This window comes from Natronomonas sp. EA1 (assembly GCF_051195035.1).
Classification (GTDB): Archaea; Halobacteriota; Halobacteria; order Halobacteriales; family Haloarculaceae; genus JBNTJV01.
The window spans coordinates 649,465-671,542 of the sequence record NZ_JBNTJV010000002.1; the positions used below are offsets into that span (position 1 = coordinate 649,465).

Here is a 22,078-nt window from a genome sequence, read left to right on the forward strand (position 1 = left end):
CCAGCCAATACGGGAGTGTCATGAGACGAATGGCATCGATGGTGCTCGCCGCACTACTCGTATTGTCCGTAGTCGGGATGCCGACTGCAGCGGCACTCGGGAGCGCGAGCACTGCCACGACGGTGCAGGAAGGGAACCAGACGAACAACACCTCGGTGTCGCCGGGTGAACGACTCTCGGGAATCATCGGCGTGCAGGAAGCCGAGATCGAAGGTGAAGTCGAGGAGCGCGCGTTCGGCATCGCCATCGCGCGGGCTGCGACCGATGGGCAGCGGGCCGATGCAGTCCTCACCCAGATCAACGAGAGCCGCGAACGGCTGGCCGAGCTCCGCGAACAGCGCAGTGAACTGGAGCAGGCGCGGGAGAACGGCTCCATCAGCGAGGGGACCTACCGCGCGAAGGCCGCCGCGCTCGCGGAGCGTGTAGAGATGGTGAAGCGGCTCACTAATCGTTCAGCGAGCGTCTCCGAGGGACTTCCCGAGGACCTGCTGCGTGAGAAAGGTATCAACGTAACCGCTATCAAGAGCCTCGCCACCGAGGCCGAGACGCTGACCGGGCCAGAGGTCGCCGCCATCGCTCGTAGCATTGCGGGTGGCGCGGACGGCACGCCCGAAGCGTACCAGCCGCCGAACGCGAGCGCGGCTATCGACCACGCCGAAATGAGCGTCCAGACCGCGCGTGAGCAGCTGAACCGGACCCGACAGCTCGTCAACGACACGAACGCCAGCGAGAACGCCACGGAGGCCCTCGCCGAGGCGGCGGCCCAGCTCGAACGCGCCGAGGCGGCCCTCGAACGGGCCCGCAACGCGAGCGCGGCCGGTGACGAGAACCGCGCCCGGATGCTCGCCGAACAGGCCGCAGACGCAGCCCAGGAGTCGCTTGGGGCGGCGAACGACGCGGGTGAATCGGCTCGCGACCGGGCGGGCGCGGCCGACCGCCGGGGTGGCGACCGCAACGACGGTGACACCTCGACCGACACGCCCGAAGAAGGTGACAACGACCGTCAGACGGACGGTGACAGCGATTCCGGTAACCAGACGGACGGCGGTTCCGGTAACCAGACGGACGGCGGTTCCGGTAACCAGACGGACGGCGGTTCCGGTAACCAGACGGACGGCGGTTCCGGTAACCAGACGGACGGCGGTTCCGGTAACCAGACGGACGGCGGTTCCGGTAACCAGACGGACGGCGGTTCCGGTAGTCAAACCGGCGACGACGGGCGCAACTCGGGTGGCTCGCCGTAAGCTTGTTGTCTGATTTACTTCCACTATTTTCAAACAAATGACCAGACTGATACTACCGACTTCTCGTATCGCTTCGACGGCAACAGCCGTCGCACTCGCGACGCTCGTGCTCATGGCCGTCATCGCTCCCACGGTGGCGGCGACGACACAGGCGGGTGAGCAACCGTCGTTCGTCGTCACGCTCGACGAGGGCGGCGACGCGGAGTTTGCGCTGACGTTGACGTACGACCTGACGACCGATAACGAACAGGCGGCCTTCGAGGAGCTGCGGACCAACGAGACCGCACAGCAGGAGCTCCGCGACCGGTTCCGCAACCGGATTGCCGGGGTCGCTGCCGACGCGCAAAACGCTACTGGGCGCGAAATGAGCGTCGAGAACCCCCGGATCGAGCTCTCGACGACGAACGGGGGCGAGACCGGCATCGTCGTCCTGCGCGTCACCTACGTGGGCCTCGCGGCGACGGACGGCGACGCGCTCGTCGTCACCGAGCCGTTCGCCAGCGGCTTCCAGTCGGACCGACTGTTCGTCGTGCGTGGCCCGGACGGGTATACCGTCGAGGGGGTGACACCACAGCCGACCGCGACGAGCGACGGTGCGGTGCAGTACGCCGCGGGGACCAGCCTCGACGGCTTCCAGGTGACGTTCACCCCCGCAACCCCAACCGAGACAGAGGTTCCCCCGGAGGGCGGGGGTGACGGCGCGACGAGTACCGGTCAGCCCGGCTTCGGCACCGTCGCCGGGCTCCTCGCGTTCGTCCTCGTCGCCCTCGTGGCGGCCCGTTCCTCGTGAACACTGGGCGTGTCCTCGTTTCTCGCGCGTCGCGTTAGCACTCGCGACCGGGGGCGACCCTTGCCGTCCCGAAAAGGATTAATACCATACTCCGATTATGACCGAGTACATGATTGAGCCCGACGCGCTCGCGGCCCGCTCCGCTCGCAGCGTCGGCTCCCTCGTTCTCTCCGTGCGACCGCGACCGGGCCTCTGAGCCCGTAATCACAATTCTCCACTCCGACGGTCGCACAACGCTTCAACGCCCCACCGCCCGGTTTCGGCGGTGATCCACACCACACATCACAATGACGAAGACAGTCGCGCTCGCCTTCTCCGGCGGACTCGACACCACGGTCTGCGTACCGCTCTTGAAAGAAGAATACGGCTACGACGAGGTCATCGGCGTCACGGTCGACGTCGGCCAGCCCGCCGACGAGTTCGACGAGGCCGCCGAAACGGCCGAGGCGCTCGGGCTCGACCACTACGTCGTCGACGCCAAGGAGGAGTTCGCGGCGCTCTGTTTCGAGGGCGTCCGCGCGAACGCCAGCTACCAGGGCTACCCCCTCGGGACGGCGCTCGCTCGCCCCGTCATCGCGACGGCCATCCTCGAGGTCGCGAAGGAACACGACTGTGCAGGCATCGCGCACGGCTGTACGGGGAAGGGGAACGACCAGCTCCGCTTCGAGGCCGTCTGGCGCGACTCCGACCTGGAGGTCATCGCCCCCGTCCGCGAACTCGGGCTCACCCGCAAGTGGGAGAAGGAGTACGCCGCCGAGCGTGACCTCCCCGTCGAGGGCGGCAACGAGGGCGACTGGTCGATCGACACGAACCTCTGGTCCCGCTCCGTCGAGGGGAAGGAGCTGGAGGAGCCGGGCTACGTCCCCGGCGAGGAGATCTACGAGTGGACCTCCGCGCCCACGGCCGAGACCGAAGAACTGGAACTCGAGTTCGAGGACGGCTACCCCGTCGCGCTGAACGGCGAGGCGTACGACCCCGTCGAGCTCATCGAGACGCTGAACGCCCTCGCCGGGGAGTACGGCGTCGGCCGCTCGGACATCATGGAGGACCGCATGCTCGGGCTGAAGGTGCGCGAGAACTACGAGCACCCCGCGGCCACCGTCCTCCTCTCGGCACACGCCGGGCTGGAGGCGCTCGTCCTCACGAAGGAGGAGCGCGACTTCAAGCGGACCGTCGACGAGCAGTGGTCCCAGAAGGGGTACGAGGGGCTCGTCTCCGGGCCGCTCGTGCAGGCGCTCGAAGCGTTCATCGCGAAGACGCAGGAGCGCGTCACCGGCACCGTCACCATCCGTCTCGAGGGCGGGCAGGCCCGCGTCGTCGGGCGCACCTCGCCCTATGCGACCTACTCCGCGGACGCCGCCTCGTTCAACACGGAAGACGTGACCGGCTCCATCGAACAGGAGGACGCCACGGGCGTCGCGAAGTACCACGGCTTCCAGGAGCGTCTGGCGAAGAAGGTCATCGCCGCCGCGAAGGGGGAGTAGAATGACCGAGGAATCCACCGGCGACGTCGTCCGCGGCGAGCGATTCAGCGGCGGCCCCGCCCGTGGCTTCCTCTCCTCGCTGGCGGGCGACGAGCGCATCTTCGACGCCGACCTCGCGGTCGACCGCGCCCACGTCGTCATGCTCGCCGAACAGGGCGTCATCGACGACGACGAAGCCGGGGAGATCCTCGGCGCGCTCGACGCGGTGGAGCAGGCCGGGCACGGCGCACTCCCCGACGGGGAGGACGTCCACGAGGCCATCGAGGCCGCCGTCATCGATTCGATAGGAGCGGTGGGCGGGAAGATGCACACCGCCCGCTCGCGCAACGACGAGGTGGCGACCTGCATCCGCTACCGCCTGCGCGAGGACGTGCTGGCGCTCGTGGAGACGGCGCTGGAGCTGCGGTCCGCGCTCGTGGACGTCGCAGCCGAACACACGGAGACCGTGATGCCCGGCTACACCCACCTCCAGCCCGCCCAGCCCACCACCGTCGCGCACTACCTGCTCTCCTACGCGAGCGCCCTCGAACGGGACACCGAGCGGCTCTTTGATGCATATGAGCGCGTCAACCAGTCGCCGCTCGGGGCCGCGGCGTTCGCGGGGACCCCGTTCCCCGTCGACCGCGACCGCGTCGCCACCCTGCTCGGGTTCGACGGCGTCATCGAGAACAGCACCGACGCCTCCGCGACGCGTGATTTCCTCATCGAGACCACGGGCGCGGCCGCGACGCTGGCGACGACGCTTTCGGGGTTGGCGGAGGACCTCATCGTCTTCTCGAACAAGGGGCTCGTGGCGCTTTCCGATGCCTATTCGAGCACCTCCTCCATCATGCCCCAGAAGAAGAACCCCGACACGATGGAGCTCGTCCGCGCGAGCGCGGGCGACGCGAGCGCGGGGCTCAACGGCCTGCTCACCATCCTGAAGGGCCTCCCCCGCGCGTACAACCGCGACCTGCAGCGCGCGCACCCGAAGGCCTTCGAGGCGGTCGACGCCGTGACCGAGGCGACCGAAGTCGCTGCGGGGGCGGTCGCGACCGCGGAATGGCAGGAGGCCGCGCTGGAGGCGGCCGCGGACGAGGGGTTCTCGACCGCAACGGGCGTGGCGGACCTGCTGGCGATGGCGGGGCTACCGTTCCGGACCGCCCACGAAATTGTCGCGCTCGCGGCCCGCAGGGCCGCGGAACGGACGAGCGGCGAAGCCGCGAGTCAAGCCAGCGAGCAGGGCGCCGATTACGAGGCCGTCGCCGCGGCCGCGGCGGAGGTGCTGGACGACCCCTTAGAAGAGTACGTCTCCCCCGAGGCGGTCGAGGAGGCGCTCGACCCCGTCCACTCCGTGGCGATGCGTGACTCCTTCGGGGGCCCCGCCCCCGACTCGACCGAGGCCGCCATCGTCCGCGCCCGCTCGCGGCTCGTCGAGGCACGCAACGACCTCGACGCGTACACCGACGCGATCGGTGCGGCGAACGACCTGCTCGAAGACGAGGTGACGGCCTATGTCTGAGCAGCGCGGACACTGCCCGCGACGACCGCGACCGGCGGGACTCCCGTTCCCGCCGTCCCCCTCCGGGGACAATTAACACAATCCTGATATAGGAAATATTTGCGGGGCACTGTTGGCCGAATTCACCGTCAGCAGCCGCTCTCGCAATAGTATAGCATCTGATAAGTCCGACAAGGTTAAGTAATCCCGACTACGAGTGAGAACCACAATGGCAGAATGCATCGAGTGTGGGGCCGACCTGACCCTGCACGACGACCTAGAGGCTGGAGAGATCGTCGACTGTGCGACCTGTGGCGCGGAGCTCGAGGTACTCGGCACCGACCCCCTCGAGCTGGACGCGGCGCCCGAACTGGAGGAGGACTGGGGCGAATAAGCCGTCTTTTCGGCGCAGACCAATGAATATCGGAATGCTCTACTCGCGCATCCGCCGGGACGAGAAGCTCTTGCTCTCGGAACTGCGCGAGCGCGGCCACGAGGTGACGAAGATCGACGTTCGCAAACAGCGGTTCGGACTCACGGAACCGCCAGCCGACATCGCGGACTGCGACCTCGTGATCGACCGGTGTCTCGCCACGTCGCGAAGCCGGTATATCACGCGGTTCGTCGACCACTACGACGTCCCAGTCGTCAACGAACCGGAGACGGCCGCCATCTGCGCCGACAAGGCACGCAACAGCCTCGTCCTCGCGGACGCGGGCGTCCCCACTCCCGCGACGGACGTGGCGTTCACCAAGGAATCGGCACTCGAATCGATCGAAGCGTTCGGCTACCCCTGCGTGCTGAAACCCGTCGTCGGGTCGTGGGGACGCCTGATGGCGAAGATCGACTCCCGGAGTGCGGCGGAGGCCATCCTCGAACACAAGGAGACCCTCGGCCACTACGAGCACAAGGTGTTCTACATCCAGGAGTTCGTGGAGAAGCCGGGCCGCGACATCCGCGTGCTCGCCACCGACGGCGAGCCCGTCGCGGCGATGGCCCGCTCCTCGGACCACTGGCTCACGAACGCCGCGAAGGGGGCGACCACCGAGTCCATCGAGATCAACGACGAGATGCGCGACCTCGTCGAGAAGGCCTCCGACGCCGTCGGCGGCGGCCTGCTCGGCGTCGACCTCATGGAGACCGGTGACTCCTACACCGTCCACGAGGTGAACCACACGGTGGAGTTCAAGGCGCTCAACGAGGTCGCCGAGGTGGACGTCCCCGGCGCCGTCGTCGACTGGATCGAATCGAAGGTCGAACGGGAGGTGCCCGCATGAGAGCCGCCGTCGTCGGTGGCTCCGGCTTCACGGGGGGGGAACTCCTCCGCCTGCTGGATGGCCACCCCGAGTTCGAACCCGTCCAGGCGACCTCCCGCGAGTACGAGAACAAGACGGTGGGGAGCGTCCACCCGAACCTCAGAAACCTGGACCTGCGGTTCTCCTCCCCCGAGGAGTTAGAGAGCGTGGACGTGCTGTTCGCGGCGACCCCCCACGGCGTCTCGATGCAGCACATCGACGCGTTCCAGGACGCCGCGGACACCGTCGTCGACCTCTCCGCGGACTTCCGGCTCCCCGATTCTTCGTTATATGACGAGTGGTACGACGGCCACGAACGGCCCGAACTGCTCGCGAGCGCGGAGTACGCGCTCCCCGAACTCAACCGCGAGAACCTCGAGGGCGCGGAGCTCATCGCCGCGGGCGGCTGTAACGCCACCGCGACCATCGTGGGCCTCCTGCCGCTGTTCGAGAACGGCATCCTCTCGGGCGACGAGCAGATCGTCGTCGACGTGAAGGTCGGCTCCTCCGAGGGCGGCGCGAGCGGGGGGAAGGCCTCCTCGCACGCGGAGCGCTCGGGCGTCGTCCGCCCGTACGCGCCCACGGGCCACCGCCACGAGGCCGAGATCGAGACGTATCTCGGCACGAAAGTCTCCTTCACCGTCCACGCGGTGGACATGATCCGCGGCGCGAGCGCGACCTGTCACGTCTTCCCCTCGGGGCCCGTCTCGAAGGGTGACCTCTGGGGTGCGTACCGCGAGCAGTACGAGGACGAACCGTTCGTCCGGATGGCCTCGGGTGGGGGCGGCGTCTACCGCTACCCCGAGCCGAAGGCCGTCGCGGGCTCGAACTTCGCGGAGGTCGGCTTCGAGGTCGACCCGCGGAACAAACGGCTCGTCGTCTTCTCGGCCATCGACAACATGATGAAGGGCTCGGCGGGACAGGCCGTCCACGCCGCGAACATCTCCTTCGGGCTGGAGGAGACGGCAGGACTGGAGTTCACGGGGTTCCATCCCGTGGGAGCACCGTGATCATGGGAGTTAACACGACAACGATGACGACAGCGACGGGGACAACACCTCGGAAGCCCCCGCGCGCTCGCCTACTCGGTTCGCTGCGGTCCTCGCCGCTCGCTTCGCTCGCGGCTGTGGTCCTTACGTCACCTCCCGACGCCGAGCGCACGGCCCCTTCCAGTCCCACCCGTCGAGGAATGCACGAAGCATCTGCGGGGTGGACCGCATGACGGTCGTCGTCAAGATCGGCGGTGCCCGCGCCGTCGACCCGGAAGGTGCCCTCTCGGATATCGCCGAGATGGACGAGGACGTGGTCGTCGTCCACGGCGGCTCGACTGCAGTGGACGACACCCTCGAAGCGATGGGGCGTGAGCCGGAGTACGTCGAGACGCCCTCGGGGGTCGTCGGCCGGTTCACCGACGAGAAGACGATGGAGGCGTTCAAGATGGCCATGCCTGGCCTCGTGAACACGGACCTCGTCACCGGCCTGCAGAACGCGGGCGTGAACGCCGTCGGGCTCTCTGGCGTCGATGGCGGCCTCCTCACGGGGAAGCGCAAGTCCGCCGTCCGCGTCATCGAGGACGGGAAGAAGAAGATCAGGCGGGGCGACCACTCCGGGAAGATTCAGGCCGTGAACACGGACCTGCTGAACACGCTGCTCGCGGGTGGCTACACCCCCGTCGCCTCCCCGCCGATGCTGGCGGATGACGGCGTGGCGGTGAACACCGACGCGGACCGCGCCGCAGCAGCCGTCGCGGGCGCGCTCGGGGCCACGCTGGTCGTCCTCACGGACGTGGAGGGCGTGTATCAGGACCCCGAGGACCCGTCGACGCTCATCGACTCCGTATCGACGCCCGAGGAGTACGACGCGCTGACCGACGCCGCGGAGGGCTTCATGACCCGGAAGGTCATGGCCGCGACGGAGGCGCTCGAAGGGGGTGCGAGCGAGGTGGTCGTCGCCACGGCGAACGCCGAGACGCCCATCATTTCGGCGATAAACGGTGGCGGGACGCACGTCCTGCCGGAGGCCCTCGATGAGTAGCTTCGTCTTCTCCGAGAAGCCCATCCCCATCGATTCGGGAGAGGGGCCGTACCTCTACTCGGACGGGACGGAGTATCTCGACTTCGGGGCCTCCTACGCCTGTACGCCGGTAGGCCACTGCCACCCCGAGGTGGTGGAGGCCACGAAGGCGCAGGTCGAGGACCTCCTCTACGTGCAGGCCTCCTACCCGAACGCCGCGCGCACGGCGCTGTACGACCAGCTCGCCGACGTGGCACCGGACGGCATCGACAACGTCTGGCTCTGCAACTCGGGGACGGAAGCCAACGAGGCCGCGCTGAAGTTCGCGCGCTCGGCGACGGGTCGCGAGAAGATCGTCGCCACCACCCGTGGGTTCCACGGGCGCACGATGGGCGCGCTCGCCACGACGTGGAAGGGGAAGTACAAGAAGCCCTACGAGCCGCTCATCGGGGGCGTGGAGTTCGTCCCGTACGGGGACGCGGAGGCGATGGAAGAGGCCGTGGACGAGGAGACCGCGGCGGTCATCCTCGAACCCGTGCAGGGCGAGGGCGGCATCAACCCGGCCCCGCCCGAGTACCTCCAGTCGGTCCGCGAGACCACGGAGGACGCGGGAGCAGCGATGATCCTCGACGAGATCCAGACCGGTCTCGGCCGCACGGGGACGATGTGGGCCTGCGAGCAGTCGAACGTGGTGCCGGACATCCTCACCTCGGCGAAGGGGCTGGCCTCGGGGCTCCCGCTCGGCGCGACGCTCTGTCCCGAGTGGATCGCCGACGGCGCGGCGAGCCACGGCTCCACCTTCTCCGGCAACCCCGTCGTCTGTGCGGCCGCGGGAGCCACGCTCGGCGTACTGGAGGAGGAGAACCTCCCCGCACACGCGGGCGACGTGGGTGCGTACCTGCGCGAGGGACTCGCCGAGCGCCTCGGCGACGAGGTGCGCGACGTGCGCGGCGAGGGACTGATGGTCGGCGTCGAGGTGAAACGGGGGGGGAACGCCATCCTGCGTGACCTCGCGTTAGAGCATCAGATCCTCGCGCTCCCCGCCGGCAGAACGGTCGTCCGGCTGCTCCCGCCGCTCGTCATCGACGAGTCGCACGCCGACAGCGTCGCGGACGCCATCGCCGACATCGTGCTATGACCGACACGGAAGCCCGCGAACTCCTCGAAACGCTCGTCTCGATCCCCTCACCCTCCGGCGAGGAGCAGGAAGCCGCCGAGGCCCTCGCCGCCTTCTTCGAGCGCCACGACCGCGAGGTGTACATCGACGAGGTCGGGAACGTCCGGGCGCCCGCGGACGACTCGGTGCTGTACACCTCCCACATCGACACCGTTCCCGGAGATATCCCCGTCCGAATCGAGGAGGGAGAAGACGGACCCGAGCTGTGGGGCCGCGGCAGCGTCGACGCGACGGGCCCACTCGTCGCGCTCGCCGTCGCCGCCGTCCGCGAAGGGGTTTCCTTCGTCGGCGTCGTCGGCGAGGAGACGGAATCCCGGGGGGCGCGCTTCCTCGTCGAGGACAGAGCGGAACCGGACGCCGTCGTCAACGGCGAACCCTCCGGCTGGGACGGGCTGACGCTCGGCTACCGCGGCATCGTGCAGGGGACCTACGTCGCGACGAGCGAGTCCGGCCACAGCTCTCGCCCGGATGCGAACGCGATCCAGGACGCCATCCGCTGGTGGTCTTCAGTAGAAAAGGAGTTCGAGTCCGACCCCTACGACCCCGTCTTCGAGTCCGTGACCGCGAAACCCGTCGACATCGAGGGGGGGCCCACCGAGGACGGCCTCGCCGTCGAGTCGACGATGCGCGTCCAGCTCCGGGTGCCGCCGTCGCTCACCTGCGAGGCGGTCCGCACCCGTGCGGACGACCACCTCGACAACGGCCACGTGAACTGGACGGACGCCGTCCCGCCGACGATGCAGTCGCCGCGCACCCCCGTCGCCCGGGCGTTCCGGGTGGCGATTCGGAACCAGGGCGGGGACCCGCGGCTCCTCCGGAAGACCGGAACGAGCGACATGAACCTCTTCGCCGGGGCGTGGGACTGCCCGATGGTGACCTACGGTCCCGGCGACTCCGAGTTGGACCACGCGCCGAACGAACACCTCCCGCTCCGGGAGCTCGACCGCGCGACCGCGGTCCTCGAATCCGTAGCGGAGACACTGACATGAACTTCCTCGACATCGACGACCTGACGAAAGCCGAACTGGACGCCGTCCTCGAGCGCGCGAGCGACCTGAAAGCGCGCCGTGCGGAGGGGAAAGACCACCTGCTGCTGGAGGGCAAGTCGCTCGCGATGATCTTCGAGAAGCCGTCGACGCGAACCCGGGTGTCGTTCGAGACGGGGATGACACAGCTCGGTGGCCACGCGCTCTTTTTGGGCCCCGACGACATCCATCTCGGCCACGGCGAGCCGGTGAAAGACACGGCCCGCGCGCTCTCGCGGTACGTGGACGGCATCATGGCCCGCGTGTTCGACCACGCGGACGTAGAGGAGCTGGCCGAGTACGCGACCGTCCCGGTCGTGAACGGGCTCACCGACGACGCCCACCCGTGTCAGACCCTCGCCGACCTGCTCACCATCCGCGAGCGGTTCGGCGGTTTCGACTGCGCCGTGACGTGGGTCGGCGACGGCAACAACGTCTGTCAGTCCTTTATTCTGGGCGCGGCGATGACGAACCTCGACGTGACCGTGGCGACCCCCGCGGGCTACGAGCCCGACGACGACATCCTCGACCGTGCCGCGGCGCTAGGCGAGGCCCCCGAGGTGACCAACGACCCCGCAGCCGCCGTCGACGGCGCGGACGTGGTCTACACGGACGTCTGGGTGTCGATGGGTCAGGAGGCCGAGCGCCACCAGAAGCTCTCGGCGTTCGACGGCTTCCAGGTGAACCAGGACCTCCTCTCCGACCAGCTCGTCATGCACTGTCTGCCCGCCCACCGCGGCGAGGAGATCACCGACGACGTACTGGAGAGCGACCAGGCCATCGTCTGGGACCAGGCGGAAAACCGGCTCCACGCACAGAAGGGACTGCTCGCGGAGCTGCTCTGAAAGAAGGTCGGGAGTCAGTACTTCGCGACGTACGGGTAGAGCGCCCCGAGCGCCACCCCGAACACGGCGTGCGCGACGAGCGAGGTGGTGTCGAAGGTGGGGATACTCGCCGTGATGCCGACGGCGTTCAGCCACACCGGCATGACGAACGCGCCCGCGACCAGCCAGATGGCGAGCCCGTAGGCCAGCCCGGCGAGGGTGCTTCTGCGGACGGTCTCACCGTAGCTCGCGAACCGGTCGAGCTGCACGATGGCGGCGAACACCACCCCGAACACCGCCGCGTGCGAGAGGTGGAGGAACACGCCGGCGAACCCACCTTCGAGCCCGTAGAGGGCCGGAATCGCCTCGGTGAGCATCGGCTCGGCGAGCACCGCCATCGGCACCGCCATCAGCGCCCCGGCGATGATGCCGCCCGCCATCGCGCCGACCCAGTTACCCCGTTCGACTTCGACCGCCGTCTCCGCGATCGTCGCACCCTGTACGTCGGTCTTCGGCGCCTGTGTGGTCGGACACATGGTGTCCGAACTAGGGGCCGTGATAGCGTAACGATTTCGAGGCAACACCGGCCGGTAACAGGGGGAGAGACTACTGCGGCGGCGTGTCGCTCTTTCCGGGGACGCCCCGCCCCTGGAAGAAGTCGCCGCCCCAGTTGCCGACCCAGATGTCCTGATTGGCGAGATACAGCGCGGGCCCGGTGTAGAAGCGGTCGTCGACGACGGACCACGAATCGCTCCCCGTATCGTACTCGACCGCACCGTTGTACACCGCGGCCTGCCCGAACTGGCCGCCGGCCTTCGGCGGGAGCGGCAGGGGGTGCTCGGACTCGGGGTCGTGGCTCGGCGGCCGCTCCGCACGCTGGAGCCGACCGCGGTTGAACGTCGCATCGAAGAAGCGCGCGAACTGCGAGGTCACCTCCTTGCCGAGGACGGCCTCCGCGGCGTTCACCCCACCCGTGATATCCCCGGCGTCGCGGGCAGTGACCCGGTAGGTGCTCGCGTTCTCGCCGGACGCGAACGTCCCCGCGTCGTCGTCCCAGAGCTCCGAGAGGAGGTAGTCGAGCACCGTCTCCGCGGTGGCCGTGTGATCGACGCCGTCGATCTGGGAGGCCCACAGCAGCCCCTGCCCGATGGCCCCCTGCGTGGCGGCCTGGTTCGCCGTGCCCCCGTTCACGCGCCCGCTGGCCTCGAGGTTCGCCTCCACCGCGGCCGCGAGGCCGTCGGCGTACGACGCCGCCTTCGTTTCGAGCGCCGCGGAGCCCGCGTGGGTGCCGTACCAGCCGATCGCACCGAGCATCTGCCCGAGGTCGCGCGTCGAGCCCATCGAAACGATCGTCGACGGGGAAAAGCGGTTCATCGTCGTCTTCCCCATCCCGTCGGTGAGCATCTGCACCTTCTTCGGGGGGATGAGCGGCTCGGGGTTGACGTAGCCGAACCAGCCGTTCTGCGCGAGGCTGTTCAGATCCGAGAGGAACCACAGCATCGCGGCGTGGTGGTTCGGCCGGGAGGTGTCGTCGGTCACCTCGCCAGTGCCGGGTTTGAACCCCGAGACGAGTTCGAGCGACTCGCCCTTCGTGAGCGCGCCGTTCCCGTCCGGACCCCCGGCGATGAGCGCGGCGTTCGTCCCGATCTGCGCGAGCGTCGAGAGCATCTGCGCCCGGAACTTCGCGGCCAGGGAGGGCGGCAGGATGTCGAAGTGCGCCTGGAAGTTCTTCGCCCACGTCACGCCCTTCAGGTGGGTCCAGGCGAGCGAGGCGGGGCTCACCGTCTTCGAGGAGTTCGACATGTCCCACTGGAGCGTGGAGGCGTCCGGCCGGCCGTCCCCACTGTCGAACACCGGTTTCTGGGTGAATTTCGGCGATCCCTCCGTGAACGGGGCCATGTTCAGGTTCGGGTTCTTGATGGGCGGTTTATCCACATCGGCGTGTTTGAGCATCGCGGGGACGCGTTTTTCGAAGGCGGCCTGCTGCTGCTCGTTGTGGGGAAACAGCACGCCGTTGCCGGACATAGCGATGTTCGTACTCATGTTGTACAGCGAGTACCAGTAGGAGTCGAACGTCGCGGCCTGCCAGCCGTACTGGCTTCCGCCTCCCTCGGAGGAGATGCCCGCGGCCTCCAACTGCATCGAGAGGTGCGTCGCGGCCTTCCCGGAGAGTTCGGTGGGAGCGGTCGTGCCGGGACCGCCCTGCGGGGAGCCGACGACGACGATGCCGACCATCCCGAGCGCCTCGTGGGGGCGACAGAAGTAGTTGTGAACCCCCTCGGTCTCGAAGGTGTGTTCGAAGGTCTCGCCGGCGCTCAGGGTGCCCGAATCGAACGCGGGAGCGCCGTCCGGGACGCGCTGGGGTTTGCCGTTCTCCGCGTGGTACGAGGTGACCGAGTGGGCCGCGCCCTCGATCTTCCACGTGATTGTCGCGCCCTGCTCGGCGAAGACGACGGCGGGGGTGAAGACGAACTGGCCCGCCCCCTGGTCGCTGTCGAGGACGGCCGCGCGGACCGTCGCCTCGGCCTGCAGGGAGCCCTCCGAACCGAGCACGTCGGCCCCGGGGGTCCCCGACGACGCGGGGGTCGCCGTGGGGGAGTCCGTCGCGGTGTCCGTCGGCGCGTCAGTCGCGGTCGCCGTCGGGTCCTGCGTGCCTGAACAGCCTGCGAGCGCGCCGGCGAGCGTGAGCCCACCGACCCGGAGCAGATCTCTACGTCGGGTCATACCCGGGGAGTCGGGAAGGGGACGAAAAGGGGTGGCCCGAGTGCGCGGCTGTGCGACATAGACACACACGCACACAGCCCCGAAATCGTAGTAAGCGAGAAGTAACGGATGGGTTTATTCGAGCGTCTCTCGAACGGACGGATATGACACACGCGGACCCGGACCCCGGGCGCTTTCGCGAGCTGATGCTGGACGACGAGCCGGGCTTCGAGCAGGTGCTCGGTTGCGTCTTCGGCATTCAACAACACGAGACGCGCACCTACCTCGCGCTCCGGGAGCACGCCGGGAGCACCGTCGCCGAACTCGCGGATGTCGTCGACCGCGACCGGTCGAACGTGAATCGCTCGCTGTCGACCCTGATGGACAAGGGGCTCGCCACCCGCCAGCGCCGACTGCTCGACTCGGGCGGCCACGTCTATCAGTACACCGCGACCCCCATCGAGGAGGCCCGCGAGCTAATGCACGAGACGTTAGACGAGTGGGCCGCGTACGTCCACGAGCGCATCGACGAGTTCGGCGACGACTGACGGCTCCCCGAACGCGGTACCCCCGAGTGAGTCGATTACCGGATGTAACCTTTTATTCGGTCGTCCCGTACACCCGCGTATGTCGCAGGAACCGCTCGAAGTCTGGTGTGCGGGCGAGGAGTGGTGTCCGATCACCGCCACGGCCACCATCCTCGGGAAGAAGTGGCACCCCGTCATCATCCACCGGCTCCTCCAGGGCCCCCACGGCTTCAACGAGCTGAAACGCGCCGTCGACGGCATCTCCTCGAAGGTGCTCTCCGACTCGCTTGAGAACCTCGAAGAGAAGGGCCTCGTCGAGCGCAGCGTCGTGAGCGAGAAGCCCTTCCGCGTGGAGTACACCCTGACCGAGCGTGGCACCTCCCTCGAGACCGTCATCAGCGAGATGCGAGTCTGGGGCGAAGAACACCTCGCCGCCCCCGACCAGTGATTCCACCGGCGGAGACGCTGGCGCTGGTCGCCCTCCTCGTCTTCGTCGGCGGCCTCGTGAAGGGGATCGCCGGGTTCGGCTACGCCATCGCCTCGACCGCCTTCCTCGCGACGGTGCTCGACCCCGGGACGGCCGTCGTCGTGATGATCCTCCCCATGCTCGCGGCGAACCTCTCGCTCGTCCGGGAGCTCGACCGCGACTCCTTTTCCGCCTGTCTTCGGCGGTTCTGGCCCTACGTCGCCGCGGCCGTCGGCGGCACCCTCCTCGGGATGGCGCTGCTCTCGCGTGTCCCGACCCCCGTCGTCGCGCTCGGGCTGGGGCTGTTCACCGGCGGCTACGTCGCCGTGAAACAGCCGTACGTCGCACTGCCGGGGGAAGACCGGCTCCGGGCGTACTGCTTTCGCCCATCCACGACGGGGAAGCTCGCCCTCGGGTTCGTCTCCGGGGTGGTGTTCGGCGCGGCCAACGTCGCCGTGCAGGTGGTCGCCTATCTGGACTCGCTGGCGCTGGACCGCGAGACGTTCGTCGGCGTGCTGGCGATGATCCTCGTCGGCGTCTCCACCGTGCGGGTGGCCGCGGCGTGGCAGCTCGGGCTCTACGAGGCGGCGGCGCTCCCGCTCTCCGTCGGCGCGGTCGTCCCGGGGCTCCTCGGCGTCTCGCTCGGGGGCGTCCTGCGCGAGTACATCCCCGAGCGGGCACAGACCGCGGGAACCCTCCTCCTGCTCGGCGTCATCGCCGTCCGGCTCTCGGTGACGGGGGCCACCGGGCTGTGATGGCTGCGAAGGCTCTTGGTCCGGGGCTCCCTTGAGACAGACATGACGTTGACCGTGAACGCCGGCGAGTGGGAACCCGAGGAGCTCCTCGCGAAACTGAACGAGGGGGAGCGCGTCGTCGTCCGGACGCAGTTCCTCGGTGACGACCACGAGGTGACCCTGCGCTGGGACGGCAGTACCTACTACTGTGACACCCCGACGCGGCTCCACAAACACACCACGGAAGAGGAGATGCTCACCTGCATCCGCAAGCAGGGGTACGGGGCGGACACGACGGAACAGGACGCGTAATCGGCCCGAACACGACCGAGTAACGGGACGCAGAATCGGCCCGGACCGGCCCACTTTTCATCGCGCGCGCCGGACGGCCGGCAATGGCAAACCTCGAACTCCCCGACGACCCCGTCGCCCCCGACGTGGCCGAGAACGGCGTCTGGCTCACCTGCGTCGAGTGCGGCGCGGAACACGCCCCCTTCGACGACATCATCTACACCTGCCCCGACTGTGACGGCCTGCTGGAGGCCCGCTACGACGCCTACCCCACCTTCGACGACTTCGACGGCGAGGGCGTCTGGCGCTACAACGCCGCGCTCCCGTTCGAGGAGGGCGTCTCGCTCCCCGAGGGGAACACGCCCCTCCACGAGGTACCCCGACTGGAGGAGGCCATCGGCGTCCGGAACCTCCGCATCAAACACGAGGGGATGAACCCCACCGGGTCGTTCAAGGACCGAGGCATGACCGTCGGCGTCCGCGTCGCTCAGGAGCTGGGTGTCGACCGACTGGCCTGCGCTTCCACCGGGAACACGAGCGCCGCGCTCGCGGCGTACGGCGCCCGCGCGGGACTGGAGACGCTCGTGCTGCTCCCCGAGGGGAAGGTCGCGGCCGGCAAGATCGCCCAGGCGAGCCTCCACGGCGCGCGCATCCTCGAGGTCGACGGGAACTTCGACGCCTGTCTCGACCGCGTGCAGGACCTCGCCGACAGAGGTGAGGCGTACCTCCTCAACTCCCTGAACCCCTTCCGGCTGGAGGGCCAGAAGACCATCGGGCTCGAGATCTTAGAGCGGTTCCGCGACGAGGAGGGCCGGTTCCCGGACCGCATCGTCCTCCCCGTCGGCAACGCCGGCAACACCGCCGCGCTCTACAAGTGCTTCCGCGAGCTGGTCGCCTCCGGCGCGCTCGCGCCCGGCGACGTGCCGAAGCTCACCGGCGTGCAAGCGGAGGGGGCCGCCCCGATGGTGGAGGCCATCGAGGAGGGGAACGACGAGGTGCGCCGCTGGGAGGCGGTCGAGACCATCGCGACGGCCATCCGCATCGGTAACCCGGTGAACGCGCCGAAGGCCCTGCCCGGCATCCGCGAGACGGGCGGGACGGCCGTCTCCGTCTCCGACGAGGCCATCACGAGCGCCCAGCGCGCGCTCGCCAGCGAGGGCGTGGGCGTCGAGCCCGCGAGCGCGGCCTCCGTCGCCGGGCTGAAGAAGCTCGTCCAGTCGGGCGAGGTGTCGACGGGCGAGGACGTGGTCTGTCTCACCACCGGCCACCTGCTGAAGGACCCCGACGCGGCCGCGGCGGCCGGGAACGACCCGCAGAGCGTCCCGAACGACACGGACCGCATCCTGAAGCATCTCGAGGGGAAGAAGGGGCACCTCTCGAAGATGAAAGAGCTGCTGTAGCTCACGAGGATAGGAAACGAAGCGGGATGGCGAGGCCGGTATCCTACGTCGGCTCGCGTCCGCTTCACTCGGAGGTGGGGAAGCGCGGTGAAAAGGGCGTCGTTGCGAGTCGCCGGCTCAGGCGTCTTCGCGGGTCGTCACGCCGTTGAGCGCGATGTACTTCACGTCGGTGACGTGGGAGTCGGCTACGGGGTGCCGAGCGAGGCGAGCCAGGGGGTAACGTGGGCTTCGACGACCGCGGCGCTGCTGCCGTGGTCGAGGGGGCCGTCGCGACACCGAGCGCCAGCCCGATGCCGAACAGCACGCCCGTCGCCGTGATCAGTCGGAAGTTCGCCCGGAGGGTCTCCCCGAACGCCCTACCGACCGTAGTGGACATACAGGAGCGTCAGCAGGCCGAAGGCGGCAACGAGGCTGAGGGGGGCGATACCGGTCGCGAACGGTCGTGCGACGGCGAGCGACTCGGAGACGAGCAGGACGGCGACCATCGCGAGGGTCGCAGCCCCGAGCGTCATGACGCCGATGATGCGCTCGACCTCGTCCTTCGGCAGCGTTGCGTCCGTCATGTTCTGTTTCATAATTGGATACTCTGGAAATATATCTTGTGTCAGTCGCTATGCGCCCACGGCGACGACACCGACGACGCCCCCGGCCACCGCGCCCGCGAGCGCCGCGCCACCCAGACTCGATGCGGCGAGCCCGCCACCGACCACGCTGGCGGTGCCGGCCATCGCACCGCCCGCGACGGCGTTGCTGTCGGTGAGGTAGTAGGCCGCATCGCCGACCAGCGAGACCGTCTCCACGGGCATCGCGGTCGCGAGCGCCGCGAGCGCGAACGGCACGCCGAGCACGAGGGTCAGACCGCATCGTGCTCACCGATACGGAGACCATCATATAAAACCAAGGCCATGTTACGAGCGAAGAAACGGGCCCGTGGCCCAGGTGAGCGGGCCGCGGCTCAGGCGTCTTCGCGGGTCGTCACGCCGTTGAGCGCGATGTACTTCACGTCGATGATGCGCGAGTCGGCCTGCAGTTTCTCGCGGGCGTCCTCGGGGATCTCCTGGTCGACGTTGTACACCGTCAGGGCCTCCCCGCCGATGGTCTCGCGGGCGTTGTACATCCCGGCGATGTTGATGTCGAACTCGCCCATCACGCTGCCGATGAGGCCGATGACGCCGGGCTCGTCGGTGTTGCGCGTGACGATGACGTGCCCGCCCGGAATCGCGTCCACGCGGTAGCCGTCGACGCGGACGATACGCGGGTCGTCGCCGGCGAAGAGCGTCCCGCAGACGGAGACGCTCTCCTCGCCGTCACCCACCTCGACGGTGATGAGGCTCTGGAAGTCCTCCGACTGGCGGCGCTTGGTCTCCGAGACCTCGATACCGCGCTCGTCGGCGATGCGGGGGGCGTTGACGGCGTTCACCTGCCACTCGAGGGGTTCGAAGACGCCCTTGAGCGCGCTTGCAGTGACCAGATCGAGGTCCTCGTCGGCGATGTCGCCGGCGTAGGTGACGGTGACCTCGCCCACGCGGCCCTCGAACAGCTGGACGGCGAGCTTCCCCGCCGTCTCCGCGAGCCCGATGTAGGGCTTGACGCGGGGGAAGGCGCTCTCGTCCATCGAGGGGGCGTTGAGCGCGTTCATCACCGGCTCCTCGCGGAACGCGGCGGTGATCTGGTCCGCGATGGAGGTGGCGACGTTCTCCTGGGCGGCGCCCGTGGAGGCGCCGAGATGCGGCGTGACGAGGATGTCGTCCACGGCGAGCAGCGGGGAGTCCTCGGGGAGGGGCTCCTCGGCGAACACGTCGAGGGCGGCTCCGGCGACGACGCCGTCCTCGACGGCCGCGGCGAGCGCGGGCTCGTCGATGATGCCACCGCGGGCGCAGTTGATGACGTAGCCACCCTCCAGCTGGGCGAGCTCCTCCTCGCCGATCATGTTCTCCGTCTCGGGGGTCAGCGGCGTGTGGATGGTGAGGAAGTCGGCGCGGTCGAGCACCTCGTCGAGCTCCGCGAGGTCGGCCCCGATCTGGGCCGCCCGCTCCTCGGAGATGTAGGGGTCGAACGCGACGAGGTCCATGCCGAGTGCACCCAGCCGTTTGGCGACCTCCTGGCCGACGCGGCCGAGGCCGACGATCCCCAGCGTCTTGTTGTTCACCTCGGTACCGAGGAACGCACCCTTGGCCCACTCGCCCGTCTTGAGGCGGGCGTGCGCCTGCGGGATGGACCGGGCCGCGGCGAACGTCATCGCCACGGTGTGCTCCGCGGCGGCGCGGACGTTCCCCTCGGGGGCGTTGGCGACGATGACGCCGTGGTCCGTCGCCGCGTCGATGTCGATGTTGTCCACGCCGATGCCGGCGCGGCCCACGATGACGAGTTCCGGCGCCGCTTCGAACACCTCGCGCGTGACCTCGGTTCCGGACCGGACGACGAGGGCGTTCGCGTCGCTCACAGCCTCGAGGAGGGCCGCACCCTCCACGTCGTAGGCCGTCTCCACGTCGTAGCCCGCCTCGCGGAGCCGTTCGAGGCCCGCGTCGGCGATCGGGTCCGTGACGAGTACCTTCATACTCGCACCGACCGGGGCCGACCGGATAACGCTTTCTTCATCGGCACGATTGGACGGGGGGATTCTATCCACGACGGTGGGTAGAAAACGAGTACCAAATCCCGATTTGCACCATAGACATGTATTCCGCGTGAGCCGAAACGGGGCTCGACCGAGCGAGCGGCGACTGAATTAAGAGGCTCCACCCACTGGGACGGGTATGGACCGACAGAAGGCGATGGCCGCGTTCCTCGCGTTCCTGATGCTCAGCTCCTCCGTCGCCTACACCGTCTCCGCCATCTTCTAGTCCGTCCCCCAGACGTCCGAGAGGGGGTGATCCTCGAACGACGGGGGTTGGCCCGACCCGGACGAGCCGCCGGTGCTCCCCGCGGTGCCCGTCGTCCCCCCGGCTCCCATGGCCGCGTTCGGCTCGAACTCGGGGAGAGTGGGGACCGTCATCGCGTCGACCTGCTCCGCGAACCAGTCGGGCATGTCGACGCGCGCCCGCTCGAACAGGTCGACGAGCGACGAGTCGGCGATGTAGGTCGCACCGTAGTCGTCGGGCGCGCGGACGACGCGCCCACACGCCTGGATCACCGTGCGGAGCGCCGTCCGGTAGTACCACGCCCACTGCCCGTCTTCGAGCCGTTGGGCGATTCTGGAGTCGCGGGTGTTCGGATACGGCGCCTTGCAGATGACCTGCCAGCGCGCCAAATCACCCTTCAGGTCGAGCGCCTCCTCCATCTTCACGGAGAGGAAGACGGCGTTGGAGTCCTCGGCCTTCCACCCCAGAAGCGCCTGGTCGCGGTTCTCCTTGTCGTGGAGGCGGATCCGGTCCCCGACCCCAAATGAGTGAAGAAGGTCGTGGAGTTTCTCCTGGATCGCGTACGAGTGGGCGTGAATCAGCCCCTTCTCGTCGGGGTGGTTCGCCATCAGCTTCACGACTGTGCGGGCGATCTTCGGGAGCGTCTCCTCGCGGTGCTCGTAGGTCATCTTCCCCTGCGTCACGTCGTACAGCGGCCGGTTCTCGAGGGGGAAGGTGTGGGGCACCTCGACGAGCGCGACGTTGTCGGGATTCAGGCCCGTAGAGGCGCAGAACGCCTCCTTGTTCAGGATGGTCGCGGAGAGGAGCGCGAATTTGGTTCCTCGCTCCCAGACGGTGTGATGCAGGTATCTCGCGGGGTCGAGCGGTTTGATCGTCACCGCGGAGCCGGCCCCCTCGTGCTGGTCGAGCACCCACGTCGTCGGGCTCTCGGGGTCCCGCAGGTCCTCGATGAACCACCCCAGCTCGCGCACGAGCTCCGAGAGCCGGTCGCGCTGGGCCGCCTCCTCCTGGGAGAGCTCCACCTTCGACCGGAGCTCCTCCTGTCGCCGTTGGCAGGTCTTCACGAGCCGTTCGGCGTAGCCCGCGGCGTCGGTGAGCGTCGAGAGTTCGGGGGGTTCACAGGCGTCCCAGACCGGCACCCTCGATGGGGAGAGGTCGATGGTCGCGTACATCTCCGCCCACTCCGCGAGCCCGTGGGCCTCGTCGACCACGACCACGTCGCGCCCGCCGAACACGTCCGAGCCGGCCGTCTGCATGAAGTAGGCGAGCGTCATCGCCGCGATGGAGCGGTTGGAGGCGATGGCCCGATCCGAGAAGTACGGACAGCGGTGTTTGACCGGGCAGTCGAACCCCCTCTCGCGGGCACACGGCGCGCGGTTCACGGGGGTCTGTGACTCCCCCGGGAGGATGCAGTTGTAGTTCCCCTTCCCTCTGATGATGGAGAGGTCCTCCAGCAGCGCGTCGCTGGCCACGTCGTCGAGCTGCGACACCTGCGGGGTGGTGTAGTACGCCCCCACGGGCTGGTGGGGTTCGGCCTCGCCGGGGCGGCGGGCACACCCCGCGATGGCGCGGGCGAGGAGGGACTTGCCGCTCCCGGTCGGAGCGCGCACCAGAACCACGTCGTTCCCGGCCTCGAAGGCCGCGCGGATGTCGGAAAGCGCGGTCTCCTGTGCGCCGCGGAAGGAGGGGGCCGGGAACTCCTCGACGATACGGGACGGGTCCACGGGGGAACTGGCCGCCGGGTGGGGGTAAAATCATCGGTCG

At 68.6% G+C, this 22,078-nt stretch carries 22 protein-coding genes; 16 read left to right on the plus strand and 6 right to left on the minus strand.

Annotation, left to right across the window (positions count from 1 at the left end):
• Positions 1-20: 20 nt before the first annotated feature.
• From ACQUQR_RS09310 to argF, 11 genes are all read left to right on the plus strand, one after another.
• Positions 21-1,244, plus strand: a complete 1,224-nt coding sequence (locus ACQUQR_RS09310) for a hypothetical protein (RefSeq protein WP_435196187.1) — start codon at positions 21-23, stop codon at positions 1,242-1,244.
• Between the two features lie 37 nt (positions 1,245-1,281).
• Positions 1,282-2,034 (plus strand): DUF7345 domain-containing protein, encoded by a 753-nt coding sequence (locus ACQUQR_RS09315; protein ID WP_435196188.1) that lies wholly within the window; start codon positions 1,282-1,284, stop codon positions 2,032-2,034.
• Positions 2,035-2,321: 287 nt separating this feature from the next.
• Positions 2,322-3,518, plus strand: coding sequence for an argininosuccinate synthase (locus ACQUQR_RS09320; RefSeq protein WP_435196189.1), 1,197 nt, complete (start codon positions 2,322-2,324; stop codon positions 3,516-3,518).
• Position 3,519: 1 nt separating this feature from the next.
• Complete coding sequence (gene argH / locus ACQUQR_RS09325) at positions 3,520-5,019, plus strand: argininosuccinate lyase (RefSeq protein ID WP_435196190.1); 1,500 nt, start codon at positions 3,520-3,522, stop codon at positions 5,017-5,019.
• A 208-nt stretch (positions 5,020-5,227) separates the two neighbouring features.
• Positions 5,228-5,392 (plus strand): lysine biosynthesis protein LysW, encoded by a 165-nt coding sequence (lysW, locus tag ACQUQR_RS09330; protein WP_435196191.1) that lies wholly within the window; start codon positions 5,228-5,230, stop codon positions 5,390-5,392.
• 22 nt (positions 5,393-5,414) lie between these two features.
• Positions 5,415-6,275 carry a lysine biosynthesis protein LysX gene (gene lysX / locus ACQUQR_RS09335; RefSeq protein WP_435196192.1) on the plus strand — a complete coding sequence of 287 codons (861 nt, stop codon included), beginning with the start codon at positions 5,415-5,417 and terminating at the stop codon, positions 6,273-6,275.
• Positions 6,272-7,303: an N-acetyl-gamma-glutamyl-phosphate reductase gene (gene argC, locus ACQUQR_RS09340; RefSeq protein ID WP_435196193.1), complete on the plus strand. Its 1,032-nt coding sequence runs from the start codon at positions 6,272-6,274 to the stop codon at positions 7,301-7,303. Before lysX ends, argC begins: the two co-directional genes overlap by 4 nt.
• A 208-nt stretch (positions 7,304-7,511) precedes the next feature.
• The gene (locus ACQUQR_RS09345; protein WP_435196194.1) at positions 7,512-8,327 is read left to right on the plus strand and encodes an acetylglutamate/acetylaminoadipate kinase; all 816 of its coding nucleotides are present in this window, start codon (positions 7,512-7,514) and stop codon (positions 8,325-8,327) included.
• Positions 8,320-9,444 (plus strand): aspartate aminotransferase family protein, encoded by a 1,125-nt coding sequence (locus tag ACQUQR_RS09350; protein ID WP_435196195.1) that lies wholly within the window; start codon positions 8,320-8,322, stop codon positions 9,442-9,444. Before ACQUQR_RS09345 ends, ACQUQR_RS09350 begins: the two co-directional genes overlap by 8 nt.
• Positions 9,441-10,472 carry a [LysW]-lysine hydrolase gene (locus tag ACQUQR_RS09355; protein WP_435196196.1) on the plus strand — a complete coding sequence of 344 codons (1,032 nt, stop codon included), beginning with the start codon at positions 9,441-9,443 and terminating at the stop codon, positions 10,470-10,472. The genes ACQUQR_RS09350 and ACQUQR_RS09355 overlap by 4 nt, the downstream gene beginning before the upstream one ends.
• Entirely contained in the window at positions 10,469-11,353 is an 885-nt protein-coding gene (gene argF / locus ACQUQR_RS09360; protein WP_435196197.1) for an ornithine carbamoyltransferase, read from the plus strand. Before ACQUQR_RS09355 ends, argF begins: the two co-directional genes overlap by 4 nt.
• Before the next feature lie 14 nt (positions 11,354-11,367).
• Here argF and ACQUQR_RS09365 read toward each other — a convergent pair whose 3' ends face one another.
• Together ACQUQR_RS09365 and ACQUQR_RS09370 are read right to left on the minus strand one after the other, a co-directional pair.
• Positions 11,368-11,868, minus strand: a complete 501-nt coding sequence (locus ACQUQR_RS09365; RefSeq protein ID WP_435196198.1) for a histidine kinase — start codon at positions 11,866-11,868, stop codon at positions 11,368-11,370.
• 70 nt (positions 11,869-11,938) lie between these two features.
• Positions 11,939-14,056 (minus strand): plastocyanin/azurin family copper-binding protein, encoded by a 2,118-nt coding sequence (locus ACQUQR_RS09370; protein ID WP_435196199.1) that lies wholly within the window; start codon positions 14,054-14,056, stop codon positions 11,939-11,941.
• Between the two features lie 143 nt (positions 14,057-14,199).
• Between ACQUQR_RS09370 and ACQUQR_RS09375 the strand changes: the two genes are divergently transcribed.
• From ACQUQR_RS09375 to thrC, 5 genes are all read left to right on the plus strand, one after another.
• Positions 14,200-14,583, plus strand: a complete 384-nt coding sequence (locus ACQUQR_RS09375; protein ID WP_435196200.1) for a helix-turn-helix domain-containing protein — start codon at positions 14,200-14,202, stop codon at positions 14,581-14,583.
• A 79-nt stretch (positions 14,584-14,662) separates the two neighbouring features.
• Entirely contained in the window at positions 14,663-15,010 is a 348-nt protein-coding gene (locus tag ACQUQR_RS09380; RefSeq protein WP_435196201.1) for a winged helix-turn-helix transcriptional regulator, read from the plus strand.
• Positions 15,007-15,783, plus strand: coding sequence for a sulfite exporter TauE/SafE family protein (locus tag ACQUQR_RS09385; protein WP_435196202.1), 777 nt, complete (start codon positions 15,007-15,009; stop codon positions 15,781-15,783). The genes ACQUQR_RS09380 and ACQUQR_RS09385 overlap by 4 nt, the downstream gene beginning before the upstream one ends.
• A 42-nt stretch (positions 15,784-15,825) precedes the next feature.
• Entirely contained in the window at positions 15,826-16,074 is a 249-nt protein-coding gene (locus ACQUQR_RS09390; protein WP_435196203.1) for a hypothetical protein, read from the plus strand.
• An 83-nt stretch (positions 16,075-16,157) separates the two neighbouring features.
• A complete protein-coding gene (thrC, locus tag ACQUQR_RS09395) occupies positions 16,158-17,453 on the plus strand; it encodes a threonine synthase (RefSeq protein ID WP_435196204.1) in 1,296 nt (431 codons plus the stop codon).
• 356 nt (positions 17,454-17,809) lie between these two features.
• On the opposite strand, the gene ACQUQR_RS09400 is transcribed toward thrC, so the two are convergent.
• The 4 genes from ACQUQR_RS09400 to ACQUQR_RS09415 form a co-directional block, all read right to left on the minus strand.
• Positions 17,810-18,016, minus strand: a complete 207-nt coding sequence (locus ACQUQR_RS09400) for a hypothetical protein (RefSeq protein ID WP_435196205.1) — start codon at positions 18,014-18,016, stop codon at positions 17,810-17,812.
• Between the two features lie 48 nt (positions 18,017-18,064).
• A complete protein-coding gene (locus tag ACQUQR_RS09405; RefSeq protein ID WP_435196206.1) occupies positions 18,065-18,301 on the minus strand; it encodes a hypothetical protein in 237 nt (78 codons plus the stop codon).
• Between the two features lie 107 nt (positions 18,302-18,408).
• On the minus strand, positions 18,409-20,010 hold the full coding sequence (serA, locus tag ACQUQR_RS09410; protein ID WP_435196207.1) for a phosphoglycerate dehydrogenase: 1,602 nt from the start codon (positions 20,008-20,010) through the stop codon (positions 18,409-18,411).
• A 282-nt stretch (positions 20,011-20,292) separates the two neighbouring features.
• Complete coding sequence (locus tag ACQUQR_RS09415; protein ID WP_435196208.1) at positions 20,293-22,038, minus strand: helicase C-terminal domain-containing protein; 1,746 nt, start codon at positions 22,036-22,038, stop codon at positions 20,293-20,295.
• Positions 22,039-22,078: the final 40 nt, after the last annotated feature.

What these genes read in the sequence shown, in the direction of transcription:
- ACQUQR_RS09390 (WP_435196203.1), top strand. Translation starts at nt 15,826, where the DNA reads ATGACGTTGACCGTGAACGCCGGCGAGTGGGAACCCGAGGAGCTCCTC.
- ACQUQR_RS09320 (WP_435196189.1), top strand. Translation starts at nt 2,322, where the DNA reads ATGACGAAGACAGTCGCGCTCGCCTTCTCCGGCGGACTCGACACCACG.
- argH (WP_435196190.1), top strand. Translation starts at nt 3,520, where the DNA reads ATGACCGAGGAATCCACCGGCGACGTCGTCCGCGGCGAGCGATTCAGC.
- ACQUQR_RS09350 (WP_435196195.1), top strand. Translation starts at nt 8,320, where the DNA reads ATGAGTAGCTTCGTCTTCTCCGAGAAGCCCATCCCCATCGATTCGGGA.
- ACQUQR_RS09375 (WP_435196200.1), top strand. Translation starts at nt 14,200, where the DNA reads ATGACACACGCGGACCCGGACCCCGGGCGCTTTCGCGAGCTGATGCTG.
- lysX (WP_435196192.1), top strand. Translation starts at nt 5,415, where the DNA reads ATGAATATCGGAATGCTCTACTCGCGCATCCGCCGGGACGAGAAGCTC.
- argC (WP_435196193.1), top strand. Translation starts at nt 6,272, where the DNA reads ATGAGAGCCGCCGTCGTCGGTGGCTCCGGCTTCACGGGGGGGGAACTC.
- lysW (WP_435196191.1), top strand. Translation starts at nt 5,228, where the DNA reads ATGGCAGAATGCATCGAGTGTGGGGCCGACCTGACCCTGCACGACGAC.
- ACQUQR_RS09310 (WP_435196187.1), top strand. Translation starts at nt 21, where the DNA reads ATGAGACGAATGGCATCGATGGTGCTCGCCGCACTACTCGTATTGTCC.
- argF (WP_435196197.1), top strand. Translation starts at nt 10,469, where the DNA reads ATGAACTTCCTCGACATCGACGACCTGACGAAAGCCGAACTGGACGCC.
- thrC (WP_435196204.1), top strand. Translation starts at nt 16,158, where the DNA reads ATGGCAAACCTCGAACTCCCCGACGACCCCGTCGCCCCCGACGTGGCC.
- ACQUQR_RS09355 (WP_435196196.1), top strand. Translation starts at nt 9,441, where the DNA reads ATGACCGACACGGAAGCCCGCGAACTCCTCGAAACGCTCGTCTCGATC.
- ACQUQR_RS09345 (WP_435196194.1), top strand. Translation starts at nt 7,512, where the DNA reads ATGACGGTCGTCGTCAAGATCGGCGGTGCCCGCGCCGTCGACCCGGAA.
- ACQUQR_RS09400 (WP_435196205.1), bottom strand. Translation starts at nt 18,016, where the DNA reads ATGACGGACGCAACGCTGCCGAAGGACGAGGTCGAGCGCATCATCGGC.
- ACQUQR_RS09365 (WP_435196198.1), bottom strand. Translation starts at nt 11,868, where the DNA reads ATGTGTCCGACCACACAGGCGCCGAAGACCGACGTACAGGGTGCGACG.
- ACQUQR_RS09315 (WP_435196188.1), top strand. Translation starts at nt 1,282, where the DNA reads ATGACCAGACTGATACTACCGACTTCTCGTATCGCTTCGACGGCAACA.
- serA (WP_435196207.1), bottom strand. Translation starts at nt 20,010, where the DNA reads ATGAAGGTACTCGTCACGGACCCGATCGCCGACGCGGGCCTCGAACGG.
- ACQUQR_RS09370 (WP_435196199.1), bottom strand. Translation starts at nt 14,056, where the DNA reads ATGACCCGACGTAGAGATCTGCTCCGGGTCGGTGGGCTCACGCTCGCC.
- ACQUQR_RS09380 (WP_435196201.1), top strand. Translation starts at nt 14,663, where the DNA reads ATGTCGCAGGAACCGCTCGAAGTCTGGTGTGCGGGCGAGGAGTGGTGT.